At 31.8% G+C, this 18,847-nt stretch carries 24 protein-coding genes and 1 pseudogene; all 25 read left to right on the top strand.

The features are described 5' to 3' along the window. Nucleotides 1–103: 103 nt before the first annotated feature. The 25 genes and pseudogenes from LY60_RS07230 (at nt 104) to glsA (ending at nt 18,758) form a co-directional block, all read left to right on the top strand. The gene (locus tag LY60_RS07230; RefSeq protein WP_145081952.1) at nt 104–1,432 is read left to right on the top strand and encodes an MFS transporter; all 1,329 of its coding nucleotides are present in this window, start codon (nt 104–106) and stop codon (nt 1,430–1,432) included. Between the two features lie 99 nt (nt 1,433–1,531). Then, entirely contained in the window at nt 1,532–3,232 is a 1,701-nt protein-coding gene (gene dnaX, locus LY60_RS07225) for a DNA polymerase III subunit gamma/tau (RefSeq protein WP_145081951.1), read from the top strand. A 1-nt stretch (nt 3,233) separates the two neighbouring features. Beyond that, a complete protein-coding gene (locus tag LY60_RS07220) occupies nt 3,234–3,584 on the top strand; it encodes a YbaB/EbfC family nucleoid-associated protein (RefSeq protein WP_019230154.1) in 351 nt (116 codons plus the stop codon). Beyond that, a complete protein-coding gene (gene recR, locus LY60_RS07215) occupies nt 3,584–4,180 on the top strand; it encodes a recombination mediator RecR (protein WP_019230153.1) in 597 nt (198 codons plus the stop codon). The genes LY60_RS07220 and recR overlap by 1 nt, the downstream gene beginning before the upstream one ends. 287 nt (nt 4,181–4,467) lie before the next feature. After that, nucleotides 4,468–4,995: a GNAT family N-acetyltransferase gene (locus LY60_RS07210; protein ID WP_145081949.1), complete on the top strand. Its 528-nt coding sequence runs from the start codon at nt 4,468–4,470 to the stop codon at nt 4,993–4,995. A gap of 376 nt (nt 4,996–5,371) precedes the next feature. Further along, nucleotides 5,372–5,725: a hypothetical protein gene (locus LY60_RS07200; RefSeq protein WP_145081947.1), complete on the top strand. Its 354-nt coding sequence runs from the start codon at nt 5,372–5,374 to the stop codon at nt 5,723–5,725. 77 nt (nt 5,726–5,802) lie between these two features. Next, the gene (locus LY60_RS07195; protein ID WP_145081945.1) at nt 5,803–6,276 is read left to right on the top strand and encodes a dihydrofolate reductase; all 474 of its coding nucleotides are present in this window, start codon (nt 5,803–5,805) and stop codon (nt 6,274–6,276) included. Between the two features lie 74 nt (nt 6,277–6,350). Then, nucleotides 6,351–6,806 carry a GNAT family N-acetyltransferase gene (locus LY60_RS07190; protein ID WP_170226132.1) on the top strand — a complete coding sequence of 152 codons (456 nt, stop codon included), beginning with the start codon at nt 6,351–6,353 and terminating at the stop codon, nt 6,804–6,806. Nucleotides 6,807–6,816: 10 nt separating this feature from the next. Beyond that, the gene (locus LY60_RS07185) at nt 6,817–7,263 is read left to right on the top strand and encodes an NUDIX hydrolase (protein ID WP_145082103.1); all 447 of its coding nucleotides are present in this window, start codon (nt 6,817–6,819) and stop codon (nt 7,261–7,263) included. A gap of 622 nt (nt 7,264–7,885) precedes the next feature. After that, nucleotides 7,886–8,422, top strand: a complete 537-nt coding sequence (locus LY60_RS07175) for a GNAT family N-acetyltransferase (RefSeq protein ID WP_145081937.1) — start codon at nt 7,886–7,888, stop codon at nt 8,420–8,422. A gap of 489 nt (nt 8,423–8,911) precedes the next feature. Beyond that, the gene (locus tag LY60_RS18320; RefSeq protein WP_281291827.1) at nt 8,912–9,040 is read left to right on the top strand and encodes a hypothetical protein; all 129 of its coding nucleotides are present in this window, start codon (nt 8,912–8,914) and stop codon (nt 9,038–9,040) included. Between the two features lie 97 nt (nt 9,041–9,137). After that, on the top strand, nt 9,138–9,605 hold the full coding sequence (locus LY60_RS07170) for a GNAT family N-acetyltransferase (RefSeq protein WP_170226131.1): 468 nt from the start codon (nt 9,138–9,140) through the stop codon (nt 9,603–9,605). A gap of 100 nt (nt 9,606–9,705) precedes the next feature. Next, the gene (locus LY60_RS07165) at nt 9,706–10,323 is read left to right on the top strand and encodes a class I SAM-dependent methyltransferase (protein WP_145081933.1); all 618 of its coding nucleotides are present in this window, start codon (nt 9,706–9,708) and stop codon (nt 10,321–10,323) included. Nucleotides 10,324–10,562: 239 nt separating this feature from the next. Continuing rightward, nucleotides 10,563–11,159, top strand: a complete 597-nt coding sequence (locus LY60_RS07160) for a GNAT family N-acetyltransferase (protein ID WP_145081931.1) — start codon at nt 10,563–10,565, stop codon at nt 11,157–11,159. A gap of 169 nt (nt 11,160–11,328) precedes the next feature. Further along, on the top strand, nt 11,329–11,457 hold the full coding sequence (locus LY60_RS18315) for a hypothetical protein (protein ID WP_281291826.1): 129 nt from the start codon (nt 11,329–11,331) through the stop codon (nt 11,455–11,457). Nucleotides 11,458–11,557: 100 nt separating this feature from the next. Next, nucleotides 11,558–12,115: an AAA family ATPase gene (locus LY60_RS07155; protein WP_145081929.1), complete on the top strand. Its 558-nt coding sequence runs from the start codon at nt 11,558–11,560 to the stop codon at nt 12,113–12,115. 99 nt (nt 12,116–12,214) lie between these two features. Continuing rightward, nucleotides 12,215–12,677, top strand: a pseudogene (locus LY60_RS07150) (GNAT family N-acetyltransferase). Nucleotides 12,678–12,921: 244 nt separating this feature from the next. Further along, entirely contained in the window at nt 12,922–13,845 is a 924-nt protein-coding gene (locus LY60_RS07145) for an aminoglycoside phosphotransferase family protein (protein ID WP_145081927.1), read from the top strand. 83 nt (nt 13,846–13,928) lie between these two features. Beyond that, nucleotides 13,929–14,393 (top strand): GNAT family N-acetyltransferase, encoded by a 465-nt coding sequence (locus LY60_RS07140; protein ID WP_145081925.1) that lies wholly within the window; start codon nt 13,929–13,931, stop codon nt 14,391–14,393. Nucleotides 14,394–14,525: 132 nt separating this feature from the next. Then, nucleotides 14,526–15,098, top strand: coding sequence for a hypothetical protein (locus LY60_RS07135; RefSeq protein WP_145081922.1), 573 nt, complete (start codon nt 14,526–14,528; stop codon nt 15,096–15,098). Nucleotides 15,099–15,389: 291 nt separating this feature from the next. Next, nucleotides 15,390–15,788, top strand: coding sequence for a DMP19 family protein (locus tag LY60_RS07130; RefSeq protein WP_145081920.1), 399 nt, complete (start codon nt 15,390–15,392; stop codon nt 15,786–15,788). 432 nt (nt 15,789–16,220) lie between these two features. Then, on the top strand, nt 16,221–16,460 hold the full coding sequence (locus LY60_RS18380; RefSeq protein WP_342783526.1) for a hypothetical protein: 240 nt from the start codon (nt 16,221–16,223) through the stop codon (nt 16,458–16,460). Between the two features lie 3 nt (nt 16,461–16,463). After that, complete coding sequence (locus tag LY60_RS18375; protein ID WP_342783528.1) at nt 16,464–16,688, top strand: GNAT family N-acetyltransferase; 225 nt, start codon at nt 16,464–16,466, stop codon at nt 16,686–16,688. Nucleotides 16,689–16,803: 115 nt separating this feature from the next. Beyond that, on the top strand, nt 16,804–16,932 hold the full coding sequence (locus tag LY60_RS18310) for a hypothetical protein (protein ID WP_281291825.1): 129 nt from the start codon (nt 16,804–16,806) through the stop codon (nt 16,930–16,932). Between the two features lie 911 nt (nt 16,933–17,843). Then, nucleotides 17,844–18,758, top strand: a complete 915-nt coding sequence (glsA, locus tag LY60_RS07120) for a glutaminase A (RefSeq protein WP_145081918.1) — start codon at nt 17,844–17,846, stop codon at nt 18,756–18,758. The last annotated feature ends 89 nt before the right edge of the window (nt 18,759–18,847 follow it).

The following is an 18,847-nucleotide window of genomic DNA, read 5'->3' as shown; positions in this document are numbered from 1 at the left end:
CAATTTTCATAATTCATTGCTAAATTATAAAAATTGTACGTAAATGTAAACTATGATATAATTTAAAGTATGCAGTAAATCTTAATATTTATATGGGTGACATATGAAAGGCAAAAATTTCGAAACAGAAAAAAGGAAAGTTATGAAATATCGCTGGGTAATTTATATTCTGCTTTCAACGGTATACTTTCTGGCTAATTTTCACAAGTTTTCAACGGGTGTAATGCAGGATGAACTGATTGATTCATTTAATCTTTCAACTGCCGCATTTGGAAACTTAAGCAGCATGGTCTTTTACTCGTACCTTATTATGCAGATTCCATCAGGACTGCTGGCCGACACCTTAGGTGCCAGAATGACCGTTACAGCAGGATGCATAGTTACAGCAATTGGTTCATTTTTGTTTGCTGCTGCCCAAGGTGCAGCCATTGCAAACATCAGCAGATTTGTAATAGGAATCGGTATATCTGTAACCTACATCTCACTTATTAAAGTTCAGACAAAGTGGTTTTTGTCAAGAGAGTTTGCAACCATGACAGGACTGACTTTTCTCTTGGGAAACCTTGGGAGCGTCTTGGCTCAGACACCATTGAGGATGCTGGCAGACATGTTTTCATGGAGAAGCATATATTTTGTTTTCGGTGCAATGTCTGTTTTCATGGGTATACTAACATTTATAATCGTAAGAAATTCTCCGGAGGATATGGGGCTTCCTTCAATTGAGTCCATGGAAGGAAAGATTATTACCATAAATCCTAATAAAGAAAAAATAAAAATTCGAAATGCTGTTGGAAAGATACTGCTAAACCGTTACAACTGGCCAACATTTGCAGTAGTGTTTTCACTGGGTGCAATACTTTCCATATTGTCTGGTTCATTCGGCAGCGTGTATGTACGTGATACTTACGGAGTATCCATGGTTGATGCTTCAAGGTACACAATGATACTGACTCTGGCACTTGCCATAGGCTCAACAATACTTGGACTTGTTTCTGATCGTTTCAGAAAAAGAAAAATATTCATGCTTATTCTTAATGGTACCATGACTGCAGTCTGGGTTTACATAGTTGTAATAAGCAAGGGAGAACCTGCTTTTGATAAACTGAAAATGCTTTACATGCTTACAGGGCTGTCCCTGTCATCATGTCTTTTATCCTACACAGTTGCCAAGGAATCCAACGACCTGACATATGCAGGATTATCAGTTTCCTTTGTAGGTCTCATGGAGTTCATTGGAAGTGCAGTGGGACCGGTAGCAGTTGGAAAGATAATTGACATGAATCCTTCATTAGTCGGAGGAGAGCTGTATTCCAGGGCATTTATTGTGCTTGCGGTGTTAAGTGCTGTTACATTTGCAGGAACTATGTTTGTAAAAGAAACTAACGGAGAAAATATAACAGTAGCTGATAGTATTGTGCCTTTGCAGCAATAATTATTAGACACTGTTCAAAAGCAATAATTACAATGTTGTGCATAGGTTTTTTTTATGCTATAATTATTAAAAATTACCAGATGAGGTCAGGTGGTTAAGTTGTCGCATCAAGCAATATACAGAAAATTCCGTCCTAAAATATTTGATGATGTACTGGGGCAGGAACATGTAACTAAGACTTTAAAAAATCAAATATTGTCGGATAATATAGCTCATGCATATCTGTTCAGCGGCATCAGAGGAACAGGCAAGACATCCACTGCTAAAATATTCGCACGTGCTGTTAACTGTACAAACAGCCATGACGGCAATCCGTGCAATGAATGTGAAATATGCAAAAGCATATTGGATGAAACCAATATGGATGTAATAGAAATGGATGCAGCTTCAAACAATGGAGTTGAAGATATACGAGAACTGAGAGATAAGGTGAAATTTCTCCCTGTAAAAAGCAAGTACAAAGTATACATCATAGACGAAGTTCACATGCTTTCAAAAGGAGCATTCAATGCCCTTTTAAAAACACTGGAGGAACCTCCGGAACATTTGCTGTTTATCCTTGCAACAACTGAGCCGCAGAAAATTCCTGCAACAATTTTGTCAAGATGTCAGAGATTTGATTTGAAAAGAATCAAATCATCAGTAATTGTGGAAAACATGGAGAAAATATGCCAGGAAATCAATGTGAAATATGATGAAAAGGCACTGAAGCTAATAGCTGCAAATTCAGAAGGAGCCATGAGAGATGCACTTAGCATCCTTGACAGGTGTGTATCGTTCAACAATGAAGAGGTTGATTACGAAACTGTAATAAATTTGCTGGGTACCGTTAATTACCAGGTTGTAATGGAAGCAGCAAGTTCCCTTATGGACAAAAGCATAGAAAAAACCATGATTTTGGTTGATGATATATTAAACAGCGGAAAAGAGCTTTCCTTTTTCCTGGATGAGCTCATAATATGCTTCAGAAACATGTTGATTATAAAGACAACAAATTCAACTGATAATCTCATGAGAGTTTCAGAGGATGAAGCAGAAGCGTTAAAAAATGCAAGCTCAAAGATTTCAGTAGATGAAATTGTAAATTATATTGAAGATTTGTCAACAGCTCAGCTTGAATGTAAAAGGTCTCTTAATCCAAGAGTTTTACTGGAAACAAAATTGATAAAAATGCTTCATGGTGTAAATCATACTGATATTGAAACTCTGACAAAAAGAATTGAAGAGCTTGAAAATATCATTAAGAGTGGAAATGTTCCTGTTGCAAGGCAAAGTGCTAAAGCAGCACCAAGCAGGCAGACTGCTGTACATAATGATTTTCCTGCTCAGGAAACAAGAAAGACTGTGGTTTCCGAACATGCAGTAAAGCAGGAAACTAGTCATGATACTTCTAATTCTGTTCAGGAACCACGAAACTTTGAAAACAAAAGTGATGAGGCAATTTTCAATGCCATAATAAACGGATGGCAGGCAATACTGAAAAAAGTTAGAAGTGAAAATGCAGGATTGCAGGCAATCATAAGAGAATCAAAACTCACAGAAGTGGTGAACAAAAAGGCTGTATTTGAATTTGACCCTAAGTTCACTTTCCACATCAATGCTGCAAATCAGCCCAAGAACAGACAAAAATTCAAGGATGTTATCAGCTCATTTGTAAATGATAATTGTGAAGTTGAATTTATTTCAAAGAGAGAAAAAGAAGAAAAATCAAATAAACCAAAACAAACAATAGAAGATATCTATGAAGATTTGAAAAATGAATTTGGTGAAGAAATAGTAGAATTTAAGCAGGAGGATTAAAATGAGTAAAGGTAGAAGAATGCCCATGGGAATGCCAGGGGGCGGAAATATGAACAACATGATGAAGCAGGTTCAAAAAATGCAGAAACAAATGGAAGATATGCAGAAAGAACTTGAGCAGAAAGAAGTGGAGGCAACTTCAGGCGGAGGAGCAGTTTCAGTAAAGGTAACAGGCAAAAAAGCTCTGCTTGAAGTAAAAATAGATCCTGAGGTGGTTGACAAGGATGATGTTGAAATGCTTGAAGACATGATTGTTGCAGCCATCAACGAAGCTTTCAGAAAAGCAGATGAAATGATGGATACTGAAATGAAAAAAGTAACAGGTGGAGTAAGCATTCCAGGGTTATTATAATGGAGCAGTACACACCGCCGATTACAAAGCTAATAGAAGAACTGGCTAAACTTCCCGGAATAGGAAGAAAATCAGCTCAACGCCTTGCATTTCACATACTTGACATGAAGGGCAACGATGTGGTGGAACTTGCAAAAGCAATAGTAAATGCCAAGAAACTTACAAAACACTGCAAGACATGCGGAAACCTCACAGAAGGAGAAACTTGCAGTATATGCAGCAACTTTAAAAGAGACCATTCAACAATATGTGTTGTTGAGGATGTGAGAGATATTGCTGCAATGGAGCGCACCAAGGAATACAAAGGTGTTTACCACGTCCTCCATGGTACTATCTCGCCTCTTGACGGAATAGGTCCTGAAGATATAAACATCAAAAATCTGGTAAGCAGATTAAATTCTGAAGTGACAGAAGTAATTCTTGCCACTAACCCGACAATTGAAGGCGAAGCAACAGCAGTATACATATCAAGGTTGATAAAGCCAATGGGAATCAGAACAACGCGTATAGCCCACGGCATACCAATCGGAGGAGACATAGAGTACGCTGATGAGGTTACACTCATGCGTGCAATGGAAGGCCGCAGAGACATGTAGTTGAATGCATGTTTTTGTCCCCCCAAATAATCTCTTATCAAAAATCTAAATAGTTTTATCAAAAAGCACATCGAAGAAATAAAATGTGCTTTTTTTAATTCTACAATTTTACTTATTGTTTATCTCTCATCACGTATTTCTTTTTTGATATGAAGTAAATCAAGGGAAAGTTTAGTTGAAACGTTTTCTCAACAGGAGTATAATGTTTTCAAGGTCATTAGTATTATAAGACATAAGATTTATTTATTGAAAACCGATAAATAGGAATTTGAAGGGAGAATGGATGAATGTTATTAGATGATATCAAACAAAGATTGAAATTGGATAATTTAGAAGTTAAAGATAATAAGTATGAAGATATATTAGATTTATACAAAGGTAATGAAGAGTTTGCAAAACTATCTAATAATTATCCTGTTACTATGGAAAATGTAAAAAGAGATATTGAAGATATACCACCTTTTACAGATAGTGCTCGTAATCATTTTATAAGTATATATAATATTCAAAATGAGTTGGTTGCAGTATTAGATATCATCGATGGATATAGTTTTCAAGATGCGAATAATAAAAATGCTATTTGGATTGGATTATTAGAAATTGATAAAAATAGGCAAAATATAGGGCTAGGAAGTTTAATTATTAATGATTTATTTGATGTTTGTAAAAATAATAGAAAAACAATAGTTCAACTAGGTGTAATAAAAGAAAATATAAAGGCTTTAGATTTTTGGAACAAAATTGGATTTGAAATTTTTAGAGAAGGAAGTAATGGTGAGTTTGATTTATTTCTAATGGAGAAATCCATTAGATAAATTCCAATTTGTCGAGTTGAAAAAATAAGCATAAAATTGGATTTATCTATGACACATTATTCTTATGTTGCGATGCATAAGTAGTATATTGTGTATTAAATCAATAGATAAAAGGGAGTAATGAAATTGAGAATTTGTCGTCAATGCCAAAATGAAATGATTGAAGGATTTGACGTGAAAGTTGAAGGGGCAGGATATGGTATTAAAATTGCTAAAGGTACAGGTGTTTTTGCTAAGAGAATAGAAGTCCTAAAGTAGCAATCTGTCCTAAATGTGGTGAAATTTCTTTATACATTGAAGGTGTGGATAAAATTGAATAGTAACTACAGATTTTGTTATAAATATTTAGAATAATTCTGCTTTTGGAGGTATTAAAATGAGTATACCCGATGAACTTTCACTGTTGTCATTGTTTGAGTGTGAACCTAAGTTTTTAGATAATAATATTCCTTACTTTTATAATGAAGCAACGTATGAGTTTTGTAATAAAGCCAGCGAAAGGTTTGTTGTAAGTATTTGTCCATCATATTCCGATATAAAAATACAGGTTTATTCTGATGATAACAATGAACTTTTATCATTATTAGATTTTAATAGTGTAGATAGAATTGAAATACTTTCTGATAAGAAGGAAGAGTCAAAGATAGTGATAAAAACTGAATGTGGTTTAGTTAAAGTTAATTTCAAACCAAGATTTAAAGTGTTTCTTAACCTTACAAATTATCCCTAATTTATTACAGTGATAGTTCGGAATATTCAAATATTACGTCGAAACCGTAAAATAATTTGAACAAAGGAAAGGTAATTATGATTTCATTAATTGTTGCAGTAGCAAAAAATAACGTAATAGGTAATAATGGTGTAATACCTTGGAAGATAAGAGGTGAACAAAAAAGATTTAAAGAATTGACTACAGGTAAAACAATAATTATTGGAAGGAAAGCATTTGAGGAAATAGGGAAACCACTACCCAATCGAAAGACAATACTTATATCAAACACACAGAAAATTAAGACAGAGAATTGCACAACGGTAAAATCACTGTTTGAAGCCTTTTCTTTGGTAGATGATGAAGAAGAGACATTTATTGCTGGTGGAGGTCAAGTATACAAGGATGCTTTTCCTTATGCTGATAAAATATACATTACGGTCATAGATAAATCAATTGAAGGTGATGTATTTTTCCCAGTAATATGTGAAGATAATTTTATAAAAATATATGAAGAACGAATTGAAGGTGAAATACCATATACATATTACACATATGAAAGAATGAGATAATAGCCAATAATGTTATATAATAGATTAGATAACGTTGTCATATTTCATGGGTGCAAATACAATGGGGGATGAATATGGATGTTAATATATTAATAGCAGAAAGTAAAGAGGCTTCAGAAATAAATTATATTTTGAAGAGTGCATTTAAAAAATCATTTGAAAAATATAGATTTTGTCCGGCATATGAAGCGGAAGATAGACAAATATCTGAATGGATTATAGATTCTTTTGCTTACAAGATACTGGTAAATGGGCAACTACAAGGAGCTTTATTTGTAGTAGAGAAAAACAAACAAGAGTGTGAACTTAGTATAATAGCAATTAATCCGGAATTTCAAAATATGGGTATAGCATCAAAGGCAATTATTCTCGTTGAGCAAAGGCACGCAAATACTAAAATATGGACTTTGCAGACTCCAGAAAAAGAAACTGGCAATATGCATTTATATGAAAAGTTGGGGTATGTAAAAGTAGGAAATGAAAAAGTAAATGAACATCTAAATTTAGTTAACTACAGAAAGGAATGGTAAACATTAAGTGATTGAAGTTAAGTTTTATGATTACGTTGAAGATGGTCTGCTAAGATTTGCAGTTATTGTAGCCAAATATAAAGGGAAGTGGGTAGTCTGCAAACATAAAGAGAGGGATACATATGAAGTTGCAGGTGGTCACAGAGAAGAAAATGAGAGCATTTTTGAAACAGCAAAAAGAGAATTATATGAAGAAACCGGAGCATGTGAATTTGATTTGAAGCCTGTAAGTGTTTATTCTGTTACAGGAAGAAACAGAGTTAATTCAAGCGGTGAAGAAATATATGGAATGTTATATTATGCTGACATAAAAACAATGGAAGAATTACCAGATTCAGAAATTGAAAAGGTATATTTATTTGATAGTTTGCCAACAGAGTGGACATACCCTCTTATTCAGCCTATTTTAATTAACAAAGTTGAAAAACTAATCTTTAAAAACAATATTAGTAACTAACATAATTATGTAGATAGAACTAATACGAGTGTAAAAAAATTTTTACTGAGGAAATATTAATGAAGGAAGCAGGGTTGAAGAAGGGTGCTGCAATAATAGAACTTATCAGAAAGTTGTATATAGGCTTGAAAAATAACATTCATTAATTTACAACTTCAAATATCTTAAAATTGTAAAATATTACTATTTAAATGCAAAATTGTGTAACAAATCTTTTGTTCTTCTCGTCTAATATAATAGTGATTAAATTTCCCCCGCAATATAGGTAATATATTTATAGTGCAAAACAGTAAGTTATTCTGAACAAAATTATTTATATTTTTGGGAGAGAAAATGATGATAATATGGATAAATGGTTCTTTTGGAATTGGAAAAACAACAATATCATATGAGTTAAATAAATAATAAATTCTTTTATATATGACCCTGAAATGGCAGGAGAATTTATTTGGCATAGTTCCCTATATTTATGTTTTCTCAATTGAGCATTAAATTAATAGATTTAATATTTTAAAATATAATTTATATTTCTCAACAAACAATATTATCGCATTATTTAAATTTTATTAACAACTGTATTATAATGTAATAATGAAAAGATATATATTCGGGGGGGTAATTTATGATATTAGAAACAGAAAGATTATTACTAACAGATTATAAACTTGAAAATTTAGATGTGTTTTTCAAATTAAAGTCTTGCAATGAAGTATGGAAATATTCAACTTTTGATCCTTTAAAGGATAAAGACCAGGCAAGAATACTACTTGAAAATTTAATTGATGAAGGAATAGATGAAAATTATATTTATAAGGCTCTTTATAAAAAGGATTCTATGGAATTTATAGGTGAGGCAGGAATAATTGGATATATTACCCATGCCAATAGGTGCGTGATAGGTTATAATTTATTACCTCAATATTGGAACCATGGTTATGCAACGGAAATTACAAAGAATTTGGTTAAGTATTCCTTTGAATTTTTAGGTGTTGAAAGAATCGAAGCACTTGCATTACAAATCAATACGGCTTCTTGCAGGGTTTTAGAGAAGAGTGGGTTTCTATTAGAAGGTGTTTTAAGAAATTTTAATAAATGTGAAACAGGATATAGAAATGTATGTTATTACGGAATGATATCTTCGGATTTTGATAAAAGATAAGTATTGTAAAAATTGTTATTTAAATTACAGTATTTAATTATCGGGTCACAATTGTAAAAAATTGCAAAATTAGAAAATAAATAGGACATATTTGGAGGGTGCAATGATTATTGATGTTAATATTGTGAATCAACCACTTTCATGAGAATATGAAGAACGGATATATGATATCTCAAGTCAATGGAATTCGCAAAAATGGACTTGGATAAAATTCACAAATGATGATTTCTATGAATGGTGTGGTGAATTTAGAGGGGAAGCAAGAGGCGTAGCATTATCTAAAAATACAATCAGATATTAATACTTACTTCTGATTATCTATATCAATTCGATTGCCTTAATGAGGAAATAAGGGATTATAAAGAACAACCTCAATACCAAAACTTAACAGTAACGCCTTCTGGAGATTTTATTTTAGCAGATTATTACAATATTGAACTTATTGAAACAACAATAAGAGATACGAAGCAACTGGATAGTCCAATTAAAATGGATATGATTAAATTCTGCAAATGGCATGATAATAAGTTATTAATCGTTTGTGAAGAGTTTTTTAACTGGGGCAATTATGTAAAACTTGAACTTGACGAAAATACTTTTGAAATAACAATAAAATAATTGCAATTAGAAAGAAGGTTCGTAAATTTCAAATGTTATGTCAGAAGATTATATAATGCGAAATAAAATTCCGGAGGAGTGAGATGGCTAGGTGGTATTGAAGGGAGAAAAAATTGTTTTAGTTCCATACACAATAGCAAGGTGCCATGAGTTTTATAAAGAATATGTTGCTGATCCTGCTATGACCTATGAAACATATACTTATGATGTAGAGGAGGTCAATAGATATTTTCAAAATAAAGTTCTAGATTTGAGTAGGCTTTTCTTTGCAATATGCCATAATGACAAGATTGTTGGTGAAATACAAATAAAGCAAATAGACCTAGAAAAACTATCTGGTACTTTAAGTGTTCATTTAGTTAATGATTCATATAAAGGAAAGGGATATGGAACAGAGGCTCAGCGACTATTAATTGACTATGCAATAAATAAATTAGGCCTTAAGACTATTTATGCAGATGCTATCCATAGAAATATTAGAAGCAAACACGTTTTGGAAAAGTTGGGATTCGAATATCTTTATGATAATGATGTTTTTACCTATTATAAATTTAGTGTTAAATAATGTCATTCGCTTTTTTCGAATTATTCGATTCAGTAATAAAAGGTGCAGTAAAAATTATTTATATAACATACAGATAAATAAGAATTTGTGAGGTGCTGCGATGAATAACCCTTGGGAAAATATTGACATAGAAGACTATGAAAATCATATGAGTTTAGACAGTGTGTTTCAACTTCAGACCATGAACCAAATGATGAAAGAACAATTTTATACCTATTCCATAAAATCCATTATGATTTTGGGTATAGCGGGTGGGAACGGATTAGAACATATAAATAAGCAGTCTTTTGATAAAGTTTATGGAATCGATATAAATGAAAACTATTTGAATACGTGCAAAAAACGATACCAAGAATTACAAGATATACTTGAGACAATATGTGTAGATTTGAATCAAGATACGAATCAATTGCCATGTGCAGACTTGATTGTAGCAAATCTCTTAATTGAGTATATTGGATATGAATGCTTCCAAAAAGTGGTTAAGAAAGTAAACCCAAGGTATGTGTCTTGTATTATTCAAGTCAATACAAACGATTCATTTGTATCTGATTCTCCATATCTTCATGTATTTGACCGTTTAGATGAGGTTCTCCATCATGTTGAAGAAAATGGGATAGTTGATGCTATGCGTAAAGTCAATTATAAAAAGGATAAGCAGCAAGAAAGCAAATTACCAAACGGAAAAAAACTTGTGAGAATAGATTTCACTCGTTAGATTTCAGTTTGTCGCAGATGTTTTAAACGAACACTATTAAATTAGTTCCAAGAAAACAATATCAAAGGGATTTGGTTTTGGCTTAGTCTTGACTACAAAATTATCTCTGAAACAGAATTACAGTATGATACAACAATAGTTTTACATATGAGAAAATACATATAAACTTTATATTACTTGTCACAATATTCAAATAATATTTCATAGATATAGAAAATCATGAAGCGGAGGAAATTATTATGGATAACCACCAAAATTACCAGGACTCTAAAGAACTTTATAAGAAAGAGTATTTATTAAAGGATGGTCAAAAACTTATTGTGCGAATTCCAGAACCAGGCGATGCAGAAAGTTTAATAAGTCAAATGCAAACTGTTGATAGTGAAACAAAATTCTTATCAAGAGAGCCTGATGAATTTAATCTAACAGTGGAACAAGAAAGAGAATTTATTAAGAATTGCACAAACGATGAAAATGTGCGTTTTCTAATTGGAGAATTAGACGGTAAAATCATAGCAAGTTGTTCAGTTGGATTAATTCAAATTAAAAGAAGATATCTCCACAGAGCAGGAATGGGTATTGCAGTGTTAAAGGATTATTGGAACAAAGGAATTGGGATAATAATGATGCAGGAGTGTATTAATTGGTGCAAAGAAAAGGGTGTTGAACAACTTGAACTTGAAGTTGTTACTGAAAATAATCGTGCTATTTCAATGTATAAGAGTTTAGGTTTTGAAATCTATGGTACAAAGAAACATGCATTGAAATATGATGATGGAACTTATGCTGATGAATATATTATGACTTTGTTCTTGAACAATATAAAGCCAATGTAAATATAGTCTTTGGTTAATTTCACTTGTTGATTAATACTGTCAAAATCTAAATTATTCATGTGTAGTGTTTGTTGAAGACAATGAACTTATCATAATAGGTTCGTAGTCTTAATATTATGCGTATGTAAAAATGGGCGAATTAAAATATATAATAAAGGAGTTATGAGTGATGGACTGGATTATTACAGCAGGAATGTATGTGTCGATTATATTTAATGTAGTATATGAAATTGCAAAATTTATAGCAGTTTTATTATTTATAAAGGTATGTATAACTTATTTGAAAAAGAATGAATGAAAACAAAAAATAATAGAACGACATATCCTTCAAATTTACACCGCATAAGTATTATATGCCGAATTAAACATCATTTATATAATATTTAGGAGGCCTAAAAATGAGTAAACCGCACGGTATAATTGTGTTTGGGGCAAACGGAAGTGGCAAGTCTACGCTTGGACATGAACTGGCGAGCATTTTGAACTTTAAGCATATGGACATAGAAGATTATCACTTTGAAAAAACAGAAACTCCATATACCGTAGAACGCTCACATGAAGAATGTATGAATTTAATGCTTGCTGACATAAAAAAACATCGCTCGTTTGTCATTTCAGCGGTTTCTGGAGATTTTGATAACACAATTCTTCAGTTGTATGAACTCGCTGTATATATTTCAGCACCGTTTGAACTGCGTATAAAACGCATAAAGCAACGCGAGTATGAGAAACACGGAGAACGCATCCACAAAGGTGGTGATATGTATGAGCAACATTTAAGGTTTATTGATTTCGTAGCCTCGCGTCCACTATCAAAAATCGAAAAATGGGGAGAAACTCTTGTGTGTCCAGTAATCCGTATTGACGGTACAGGAGATTATCGTATGAATGCAAAGAATATAGCAGAACGCTTTTATGATAAAAATGGTTTCATCAAAACAACAATGAGTATATGATTATGATACCTATTTACCAAATGAGCATAATTCGAAATAAGGTGAATTCGCTATTTTCAAAAATTATGTAGCCTAAGTAGAAAGAGGGGAGCATATTGTATGATTAGAGAATTTAAAGAAGATGCAATTGGAGTATCTGCCTTAATCGCAAGAACATTGGGAGAAACAAATATCAGAGATTATACTGAGGAGTTTATTGAAAATGACGTAAAAATTTTAACTCCAGAATATTTAATTCAAAATTCTTACTGTACACATAGTTATGATGTATGCGATGAAGATAAAATAATTGTATGTGGTTCAATAGGACCTTATTGGGGAAAAGAAGATGAAAGTAGTCTACTTAGAATATTTGTTTTACCAGAGTATCAGGGACAAGGTATTGGCAGAAAAATAATTGAAACATTAGAAAATGATGATTATTATATGAGAGCAAAAAAGAATTGAAATTCCTGCTTCTATCACAGCATGCCAATTCTATCGAAAAATGGGATATGATTATAAAAATGGCGTTAATACCATTGACGAAGAACAATTATATCGATTAGAAAAATTCAGATAAGTATACAAATTCTATTATGTTGTTTGGGCTAATTCGTATAATGCAGATTTTACTTATCAGAAGATTGTATATAGGCTTGAAAATAACATATTAGCAACTTAAAAATTTTAAAATTGTAAAAATTAAAATTACTATATTAAATGTAAAATTGTGTAACAAAACTTTTGTTTTCTCGTCTACTATAATAGTGATGTATGTTTTATTATAGCACAGATTATTAATATATGTTAGGAGGTAATTATAACTGTTAGTATTAAATTTTGAGTCAATATTACCAATTACAAAAGGCTGGTCGGGTGATAAGAAATATTGTGTTACAAAAGCAGACAGTAAAAAGTATCTGTTGCGTATTTCTCCCATAGAGCAACATAACTACAAAAAGGATGAGTTTGAAATGATGCAGCGTGCTGCGGCTTTTGGTATTCCAATGTGTCGGCCAATAGAATTTGGAATTTGTGATAGGGGTGTATATTCTCTGCATACCTGGATCGATGGAAAAGATGCTGAAGAAAAGTTTCCGTTTTTGTCTAGAAAAGAACAGTATGCTTATGGACTTGAAGCAGGTCAAATATTAAAACTTCTACATTCTCTTCCTGTTTTATCAACACATGACGATTGGGAGATTCGTTTTAATCATAAAATCGACCGAAAAATTCAAATGTATATTGACTGCCCGATAAAATACGAAAACGGAAAATTCTTTATTGATTATATAAACGCAAATCGCCAGTTATTGAAAAATCGTCCACAATGTTTTCAACATGGTGATTATCATATTGGTAACATGATGATAGATAATGATGGCAAGTTACAAATTATTGACTTTGACCGTTACGATTACGGCGATCCGTGGGAGGAGTTTAATCGTATCGTTTGGAGTGTACAAAAATCACCTTTGTTCGCCTCCGGTATAGTAAATGGCTATTTTGATTGTAAGGTGCCGTTAGATTTTTGGCGATTGTTAGCACTTTATATTTCAAGCAACACTCTTTCATCTATTCCGTGGGCAATTTCCTTCGGACAAAATGAAATTGAAACGATGATAAATCAGGCAATAGATGTGCTTAATTGGTATGACAATATGAATAATCCTGTTCCAACATGGTATAAGAGTATCATATTGGAATCGGATTATCAAGATCAAGCAAATTCCAATTTACTATTGTAATTAATGTAAATAATTCAAATTTAGCGTCACATCAGTAATATTCTATATAGTAAACTTAAAATATATATTAGGGTGATCTAAAAATGAATATAAAAGAAATTAATGATAAACAAGAAAAAAGAGAAATATCTTCTAACATTTTAAAATCACTTCCAAATTGGTTCGGGATACCAGAATCTACACAAGAGTATATTAATGAAAGTAGCAAATTACCTTTTTTTGCTGCATTCGATAAATTAAAGCCATTAGGTTTTATTTCAATAAAAGAAAACAATCAATATTCTGCTGAGATTTATGTTATGGGTGTCCTTTCTGATTGCCATAAACAAGGAATGGGTAAGGCTTTATTTGATGTTGCCTTACAATGGGCTAAAGAAATGGGATATGAATACCTACAGGTGAAAACTCTTGATGAGTCTCATCCTGATATATACTATGCAGCAACAAGGAAATTTTATCAATCAGTTGGATTCAAACCCTTAGAATGTTTACCGGAATTATGGGGAAAAGAAAATCCTTGCCTTATTATGATTCAGCACATAGTTTAAAATATATATTTAGATGAATGATAATAATTATATTTTTTCTGTAAGTTTTTAAATGTTAATATTAACGGGTAATTCGTATTTTCAAATATTGCGACGCATAAGTAGTATTATTCGAACCAAGGATGTGATTATATGTTTCAAGGTGGATTTCCAAAATATTTGAAAGATGATGTGGCTATACCTGTTGGATTGATTCCTCATAAGACTTCTGAAAATGTAAATGTTGGTGTATCGCAGGAAAATATTCAATACATTCAAGATAATAGCGTGATTCAGTTTCCCTATCGTATCTACTACACTGATATTTCAGATGAAGATATAGATAATTTAAGTGCACGACAAAAAATGATTTTGCACTGCATCTATTCAAGAAGTTGTGACGGGTTTATTCGGCAAAAACATTTGTATTCGTTGCTTCAGACGGATTATGAAGATTGGGCTATACCGTATATTGTAAAAATATGTGATGAATATATCGTAGAAATATTAGAAATGACTTATGATATTTTAAAAGAACAGGATACAGAACGAAAAAAGAGATTTTGTCTTGAAAATATTAGTCTGTTTTACAAAAGCTACAATAGAATGAGTAGCTATTGGAACGAATATTACAGGTATAGATATAGAACTTTCCAACATTATATTGGAAGTAAGCTGTTTAGAGAATGTCTTGGTTACTCCAAATCAATGGGACATAGAAAATAAATGTCATACATAAAATTTAATAGTCTGCTTATATCAAATTATAGGTCGCAACAGTAAAATTATGCGTCCTTGGCTTATTACTTTAAACAAATAATTTTAATAGCATCACTATTATCCTATAAAGAGTTTAATATTGGTATATGGTTCTGAGTTACATTCTTAATACAACCAGTTATGACGATTGTATTTTATTCTCTCGACATTTTGGTGTTTTGATATATGGAATGATACTTTAATTGCTGAACGGATTGAAACTTGAAAAATGGATTGAGAATAAGAGAGGTGAATGGTATGAAAATCACAGTAAATAAAGAAACTGTGGAAAAGGACAAATATTATTTATGGAATAGGTTTATAGAAGGATTGAGTAATGAAGACTTCGGTGATGATTTGTCTAAAATACAGCAAATTGCAAAACGTTGTTTTTGGTATGATGCAGAAATGAACAGTGGTGGTCATAGTGGATATTTTGATTGCTTTACAGACGAAAATTTTAACGAAGTTGAACAAGCATTAATTGAGATAGATGCAGAAAAATATTCGAAAAATTTTAGGAATGCTATAGATGCAGGGGAAGAGGATGAATATATGAGTACAGATAGAAGGTTTTATGAAATAACTCCTGAATTAACTGATATAATTATAAAATATGTTTTGGATAATATTAACGAGTTTTTTATTATAAAATAGACTCAGTAGTAAGATAACGTCGTAAAAGTAATATAGTGCGAAATAAATGTATTATCTAAAATGGTGGTGATTTGTGTGTGTCAAATATGTGATGATTTACATGAGACAATCAGAATTGAACATCCATATCAATACTACAGTATTGTTGAACAAATTAAAACTATGATGCAAGAAGGTATATTATTCTTAATTCAAGGTAACTGTGATTTTAGTCTGATAGAAAGAGATATGCCTTTTCTTAATGATGTTCCGTGCCATGTTTTCATGTGTAAAAGTTGCGAATGTAAATTTGAATTATGTGTTGAAACATTTCACGGAAGTGGAGGCAGATGGGAAGTTATACATGAGTAGTTCTCAATATTCAAAAATTAGGTCACATTAGTAATTAAATGCGAAACAAAGATTATTTATATTTGGTGAGGTGTGTAGCAAATGATAATCAGAAGATTTAAGCCAGAAGATGCTGAAAAAGTATCTACAATTGTTTGTAGAAATTTTATTGAAATTAATAGCCGTAATTATCCTTTGGAAGAAATGCAAACATTGGCGTCAGTTTATAATCCAGAAAAGATACTGCAAATTGCATCGTATGCTCATACATACGTGATATGTGATGAGAACATAATCATTGGGACAGGCTCAATTAGTAGCTTTTGGGGAAGCGAAACATAAAGCATACTACTGACTATATTTGTTTTACCAGAATACCATGGTAAGGGTTTGGGTAAAAAGATTATTGAAACGTTAGAACATGATGAGCTGTTTTTGAGAGCAACTCGTATAGAGATTCCGGCGTCAATAACAGCATGCAAATTTTATGAGAAAATGGGCTATCATTATAAAAATAATGCAAAAATGCTTGATGATGAGGGACATTATCGAATGGAAAAATTCCATTAATTCACCCACGCAAAATGAGCATTATCTTAGTTGGCTTAATGTCATATAAATCATATTATGCGTAACGATTGTAAAAATGGGCGAATTAAAATATATAATAAAGGAGTTATGAGTGATGGACTGGATTATTACAGCAGGAATGTATGTGTCGATTATATTTAATGTAGTATTTGAAATTGCTAAATTTATAGCAGTTTTATTATTTATAAAGGTATGTATAACTTATTTGAAAAAGAATGAATGAAAACAAAAAATAATAGAACGACATATCCTTCGAATTTACACCGCATAAGTATTATATGCTGAATTACACATCATTTATATAATATTCAGGAGGCCTAAAACTAAGTATAAGGAGGGACTATTTGAAAAACAAACAATTTGAATTAATATTCATATTTATGATAACAATTATATTTTTAGTTTTATTTACATCATGTTCTAATATTAATAAGAAAGAAATATTAAGAAAAGAACAAAGTCCTTGTTTGTTTATAGGAATTCTTGTGAAATAATATTAATTTCTTTAAAGAAAGAAATTAATGTCTCTGTATGTTGTATAGCTATTATACTTGCCCTCAAAAAAATTATATGATTTTTTAATAGCAATAAAGTCAGTATTCACATATTGATTAAATGATAAAAATACACATTATTCAAATTATGCGAATCAACCATATATAAAAAAATGCCTAAAGCGTTGTTTACTTTAGGTATTTTTTATTTGTGGTTAAATATGAGATTTTTACAAATTTAGCTTCAATTTTTACTGTAAAATGCTTGAGATTTTTGGTGTGATTTTTAAATTTGCACTAGAGTAAAGAATAATGCCATTGAAATTAGAATGAAAAATTAAAACCATATTAAAGAATATTGAAATCGTGGACATATTAGCCGAAAAGCAATCTGATTGTGGACAAAATAGAAAAAAGAGTGTAATATTTAATAGGACATGCACTGGGCGAGAGACTACATAGGGTATTTTCAAAGCAACAAGACAGCTTATGAAAAATCTTACCGGATAAAAAATTAAATGCAGATCACTTTTACAATATTTGAAAGACAAAAATAAAGATATATAAATTTTCTTATTAGTATTCAAACTACACGAAAATCGGCATATGTTTTTGCTGTTAGCATAAGGGGGAGAGTTGTATGCAGCAACATGTATTACAAGCGTATGATCATGCAAAAGAATGGCTTGGTCAAGGTAAAGTGGCAAGTTATATTCCACAGCTTGCCTGTGCAAATTCGAATAATCTGGCGATAGCTATAACTAATTTAAATGGAGAAGTGTACGCGGCAGGAGATAGTGAGGTTAAATTTACAATTCAAAGTATTTCCAAAGTTATTTTGCTTGCCACTGCATTGAATGAGGCAGGCTTTGATAAGGTGTTTGAAAAGGTGGGAATGGAACCTACTGGGGACCCATTTAATTCCATATTGAGGCTTGAAAGTATGATGAAAAAACCTCTTAATCCGATGATAAATGCAGGGGCCATTGCAATCACTACCTGTATTACAGGTCAAAACAAGAAAGAAAGATTTGAAAAGATATTTTCCACTGCAAAATTATTGTTTGATGATGAAAATTTAACATATGATAAATATGTATTTCAATCTGAAAAGCAGACAGGCAACAAAAATCGTTCGCTTGCATATATGATGAAATCCAACGGAGTGTTTGATGGAGATGTGGAAGAACACCTGGATATCTATTTTAAAACTTGCTCAATTCTTGCAAATTGTAAACAGATAAGCTTTCTTGGTGCTGTTCTTGCAAATGGAGGGATATGCCCCAAAACAAAAAGACAGCTTTTGGCTCCGTTTATAGTTAAAGTTATATGTTCACTGATGACCACCTGCGGAATGTATGATGCTTCTGGCGAGTATGCCATAAGAGTGGGAATACCGTCGAAAAGTGGAGTTGGAGGCGGCATAATGGCAGCAGCTATAGGCAAAATGGGTATAGGAACTTTTTCACCAGCTCTCGACAACAAGGGAAATAGTTTTTGCGGAATAAAAGCCATGGAATATTTATCTTCAAAGCTTGGATTAAGTATATTCTAGGAGTCATAGATAGACAAATAAAAACTTAGTTATTATATAATTCAAATCCCTTAATTCAAGGGATTTTATAATTTTTTGAGTTAAAAGTT

The organism is Sedimentibacter saalensis (assembly GCF_007830175.1).
GTDB lineage: Bacteria > Bacillota > Clostridia > Tissierellales > Sedimentibacteraceae > Sedimentibacter > Sedimentibacter saalensis.
The sequence above is the reverse complement of the archived record's forward strand: the minus strand, read 5'-3'. Positions and strand labels throughout refer to the sequence as shown.

Coding starts and splice junctions, on each gene's coding strand:
- LY60_RS07210 (WP_145081949.1), top strand. CDS start 4,468: ATGTTATTAGATGATATCAAACAAAGATTGAAATTGGATAATTTAGAA.
- LY60_RS07220 (WP_019230154.1), top strand. CDS start 3,234: ATGAGTAAAGGTAGAAGAATGCCCATGGGAATGCCAGGGGGCGGAAAT.
- LY60_RS07190 (WP_170226132.1), top strand. CDS start 6,351: ATGGATGTTAATATATTAATAGCAGAAAGTAAAGAGGCTTCAGAAATA.
- LY60_RS18320 (WP_281291827.1), top strand. CDS start 8,912: ATGGATATGATTAAATTCTGCAAATGGCATGATAATAAGTTATTAATC.
- LY60_RS07160 (WP_145081931.1), top strand. CDS start 10,563: ATGGATAACCACCAAAATTACCAGGACTCTAAAGAACTTTATAAGAAA.
- recR (WP_019230153.1), top strand. CDS start 3,584: ATGGAGCAGTACACACCGCCGATTACAAAGCTAATAGAAGAACTGGCT.
- LY60_RS07175 (WP_145081937.1), top strand. CDS start 7,886: ATGATATTAGAAACAGAAAGATTATTACTAACAGATTATAAACTTGAA.
- LY60_RS07195 (WP_145081945.1), top strand. CDS start 5,803: ATGATTTCATTAATTGTTGCAGTAGCAAAAAATAACGTAATAGGTAAT.
- LY60_RS07165 (WP_145081933.1), top strand. CDS start 9,706: ATGAATAACCCTTGGGAAAATATTGACATAGAAGACTATGAAAATCAT.
- LY60_RS07230 (WP_145081952.1), top strand. CDS start 104: ATGAAAGGCAAAAATTTCGAAACAGAAAAAAGGAAAGTTATGAAATAT.
- LY60_RS07200 (WP_145081947.1), top strand. CDS start 5,372: ATGAGTATACCCGATGAACTTTCACTGTTGTCATTGTTTGAGTGTGAA.
- LY60_RS18310 (WP_281291825.1), top strand. CDS start 16,804: ATGGACTGGATTATTACAGCAGGAATGTATGTGTCGATTATATTTAAT.
- LY60_RS18380 (WP_342783526.1), top strand. CDS start 16,221: ATGATAATCAGAAGATTTAAGCCAGAAGATGCTGAAAAAGTATCTACA.
- LY60_RS07155 (WP_145081929.1), top strand. CDS start 11,558: ATGAGTAAACCGCACGGTATAATTGTGTTTGGGGCAAACGGAAGTGGC.
- LY60_RS07135 (WP_145081922.1), top strand. CDS start 14,526: ATGTTTCAAGGTGGATTTCCAAAATATTTGAAAGATGATGTGGCTATA.
- LY60_RS18315 (WP_281291826.1), top strand. CDS start 11,329: ATGGACTGGATTATTACAGCAGGAATGTATGTGTCGATTATATTTAAT.
- LY60_RS07130 (WP_145081920.1), top strand. CDS start 15,390: ATGAAAATCACAGTAAATAAAGAAACTGTGGAAAAGGACAAATATTAT.
- LY60_RS07140 (WP_145081925.1), top strand. CDS start 13,929: ATGAATATAAAAGAAATTAATGATAAACAAGAAAAAAGAGAAATATCT.
- glsA (WP_145081918.1), top strand. CDS start 17,844: ATGCAGCAACATGTATTACAAGCGTATGATCATGCAAAAGAATGGCTT.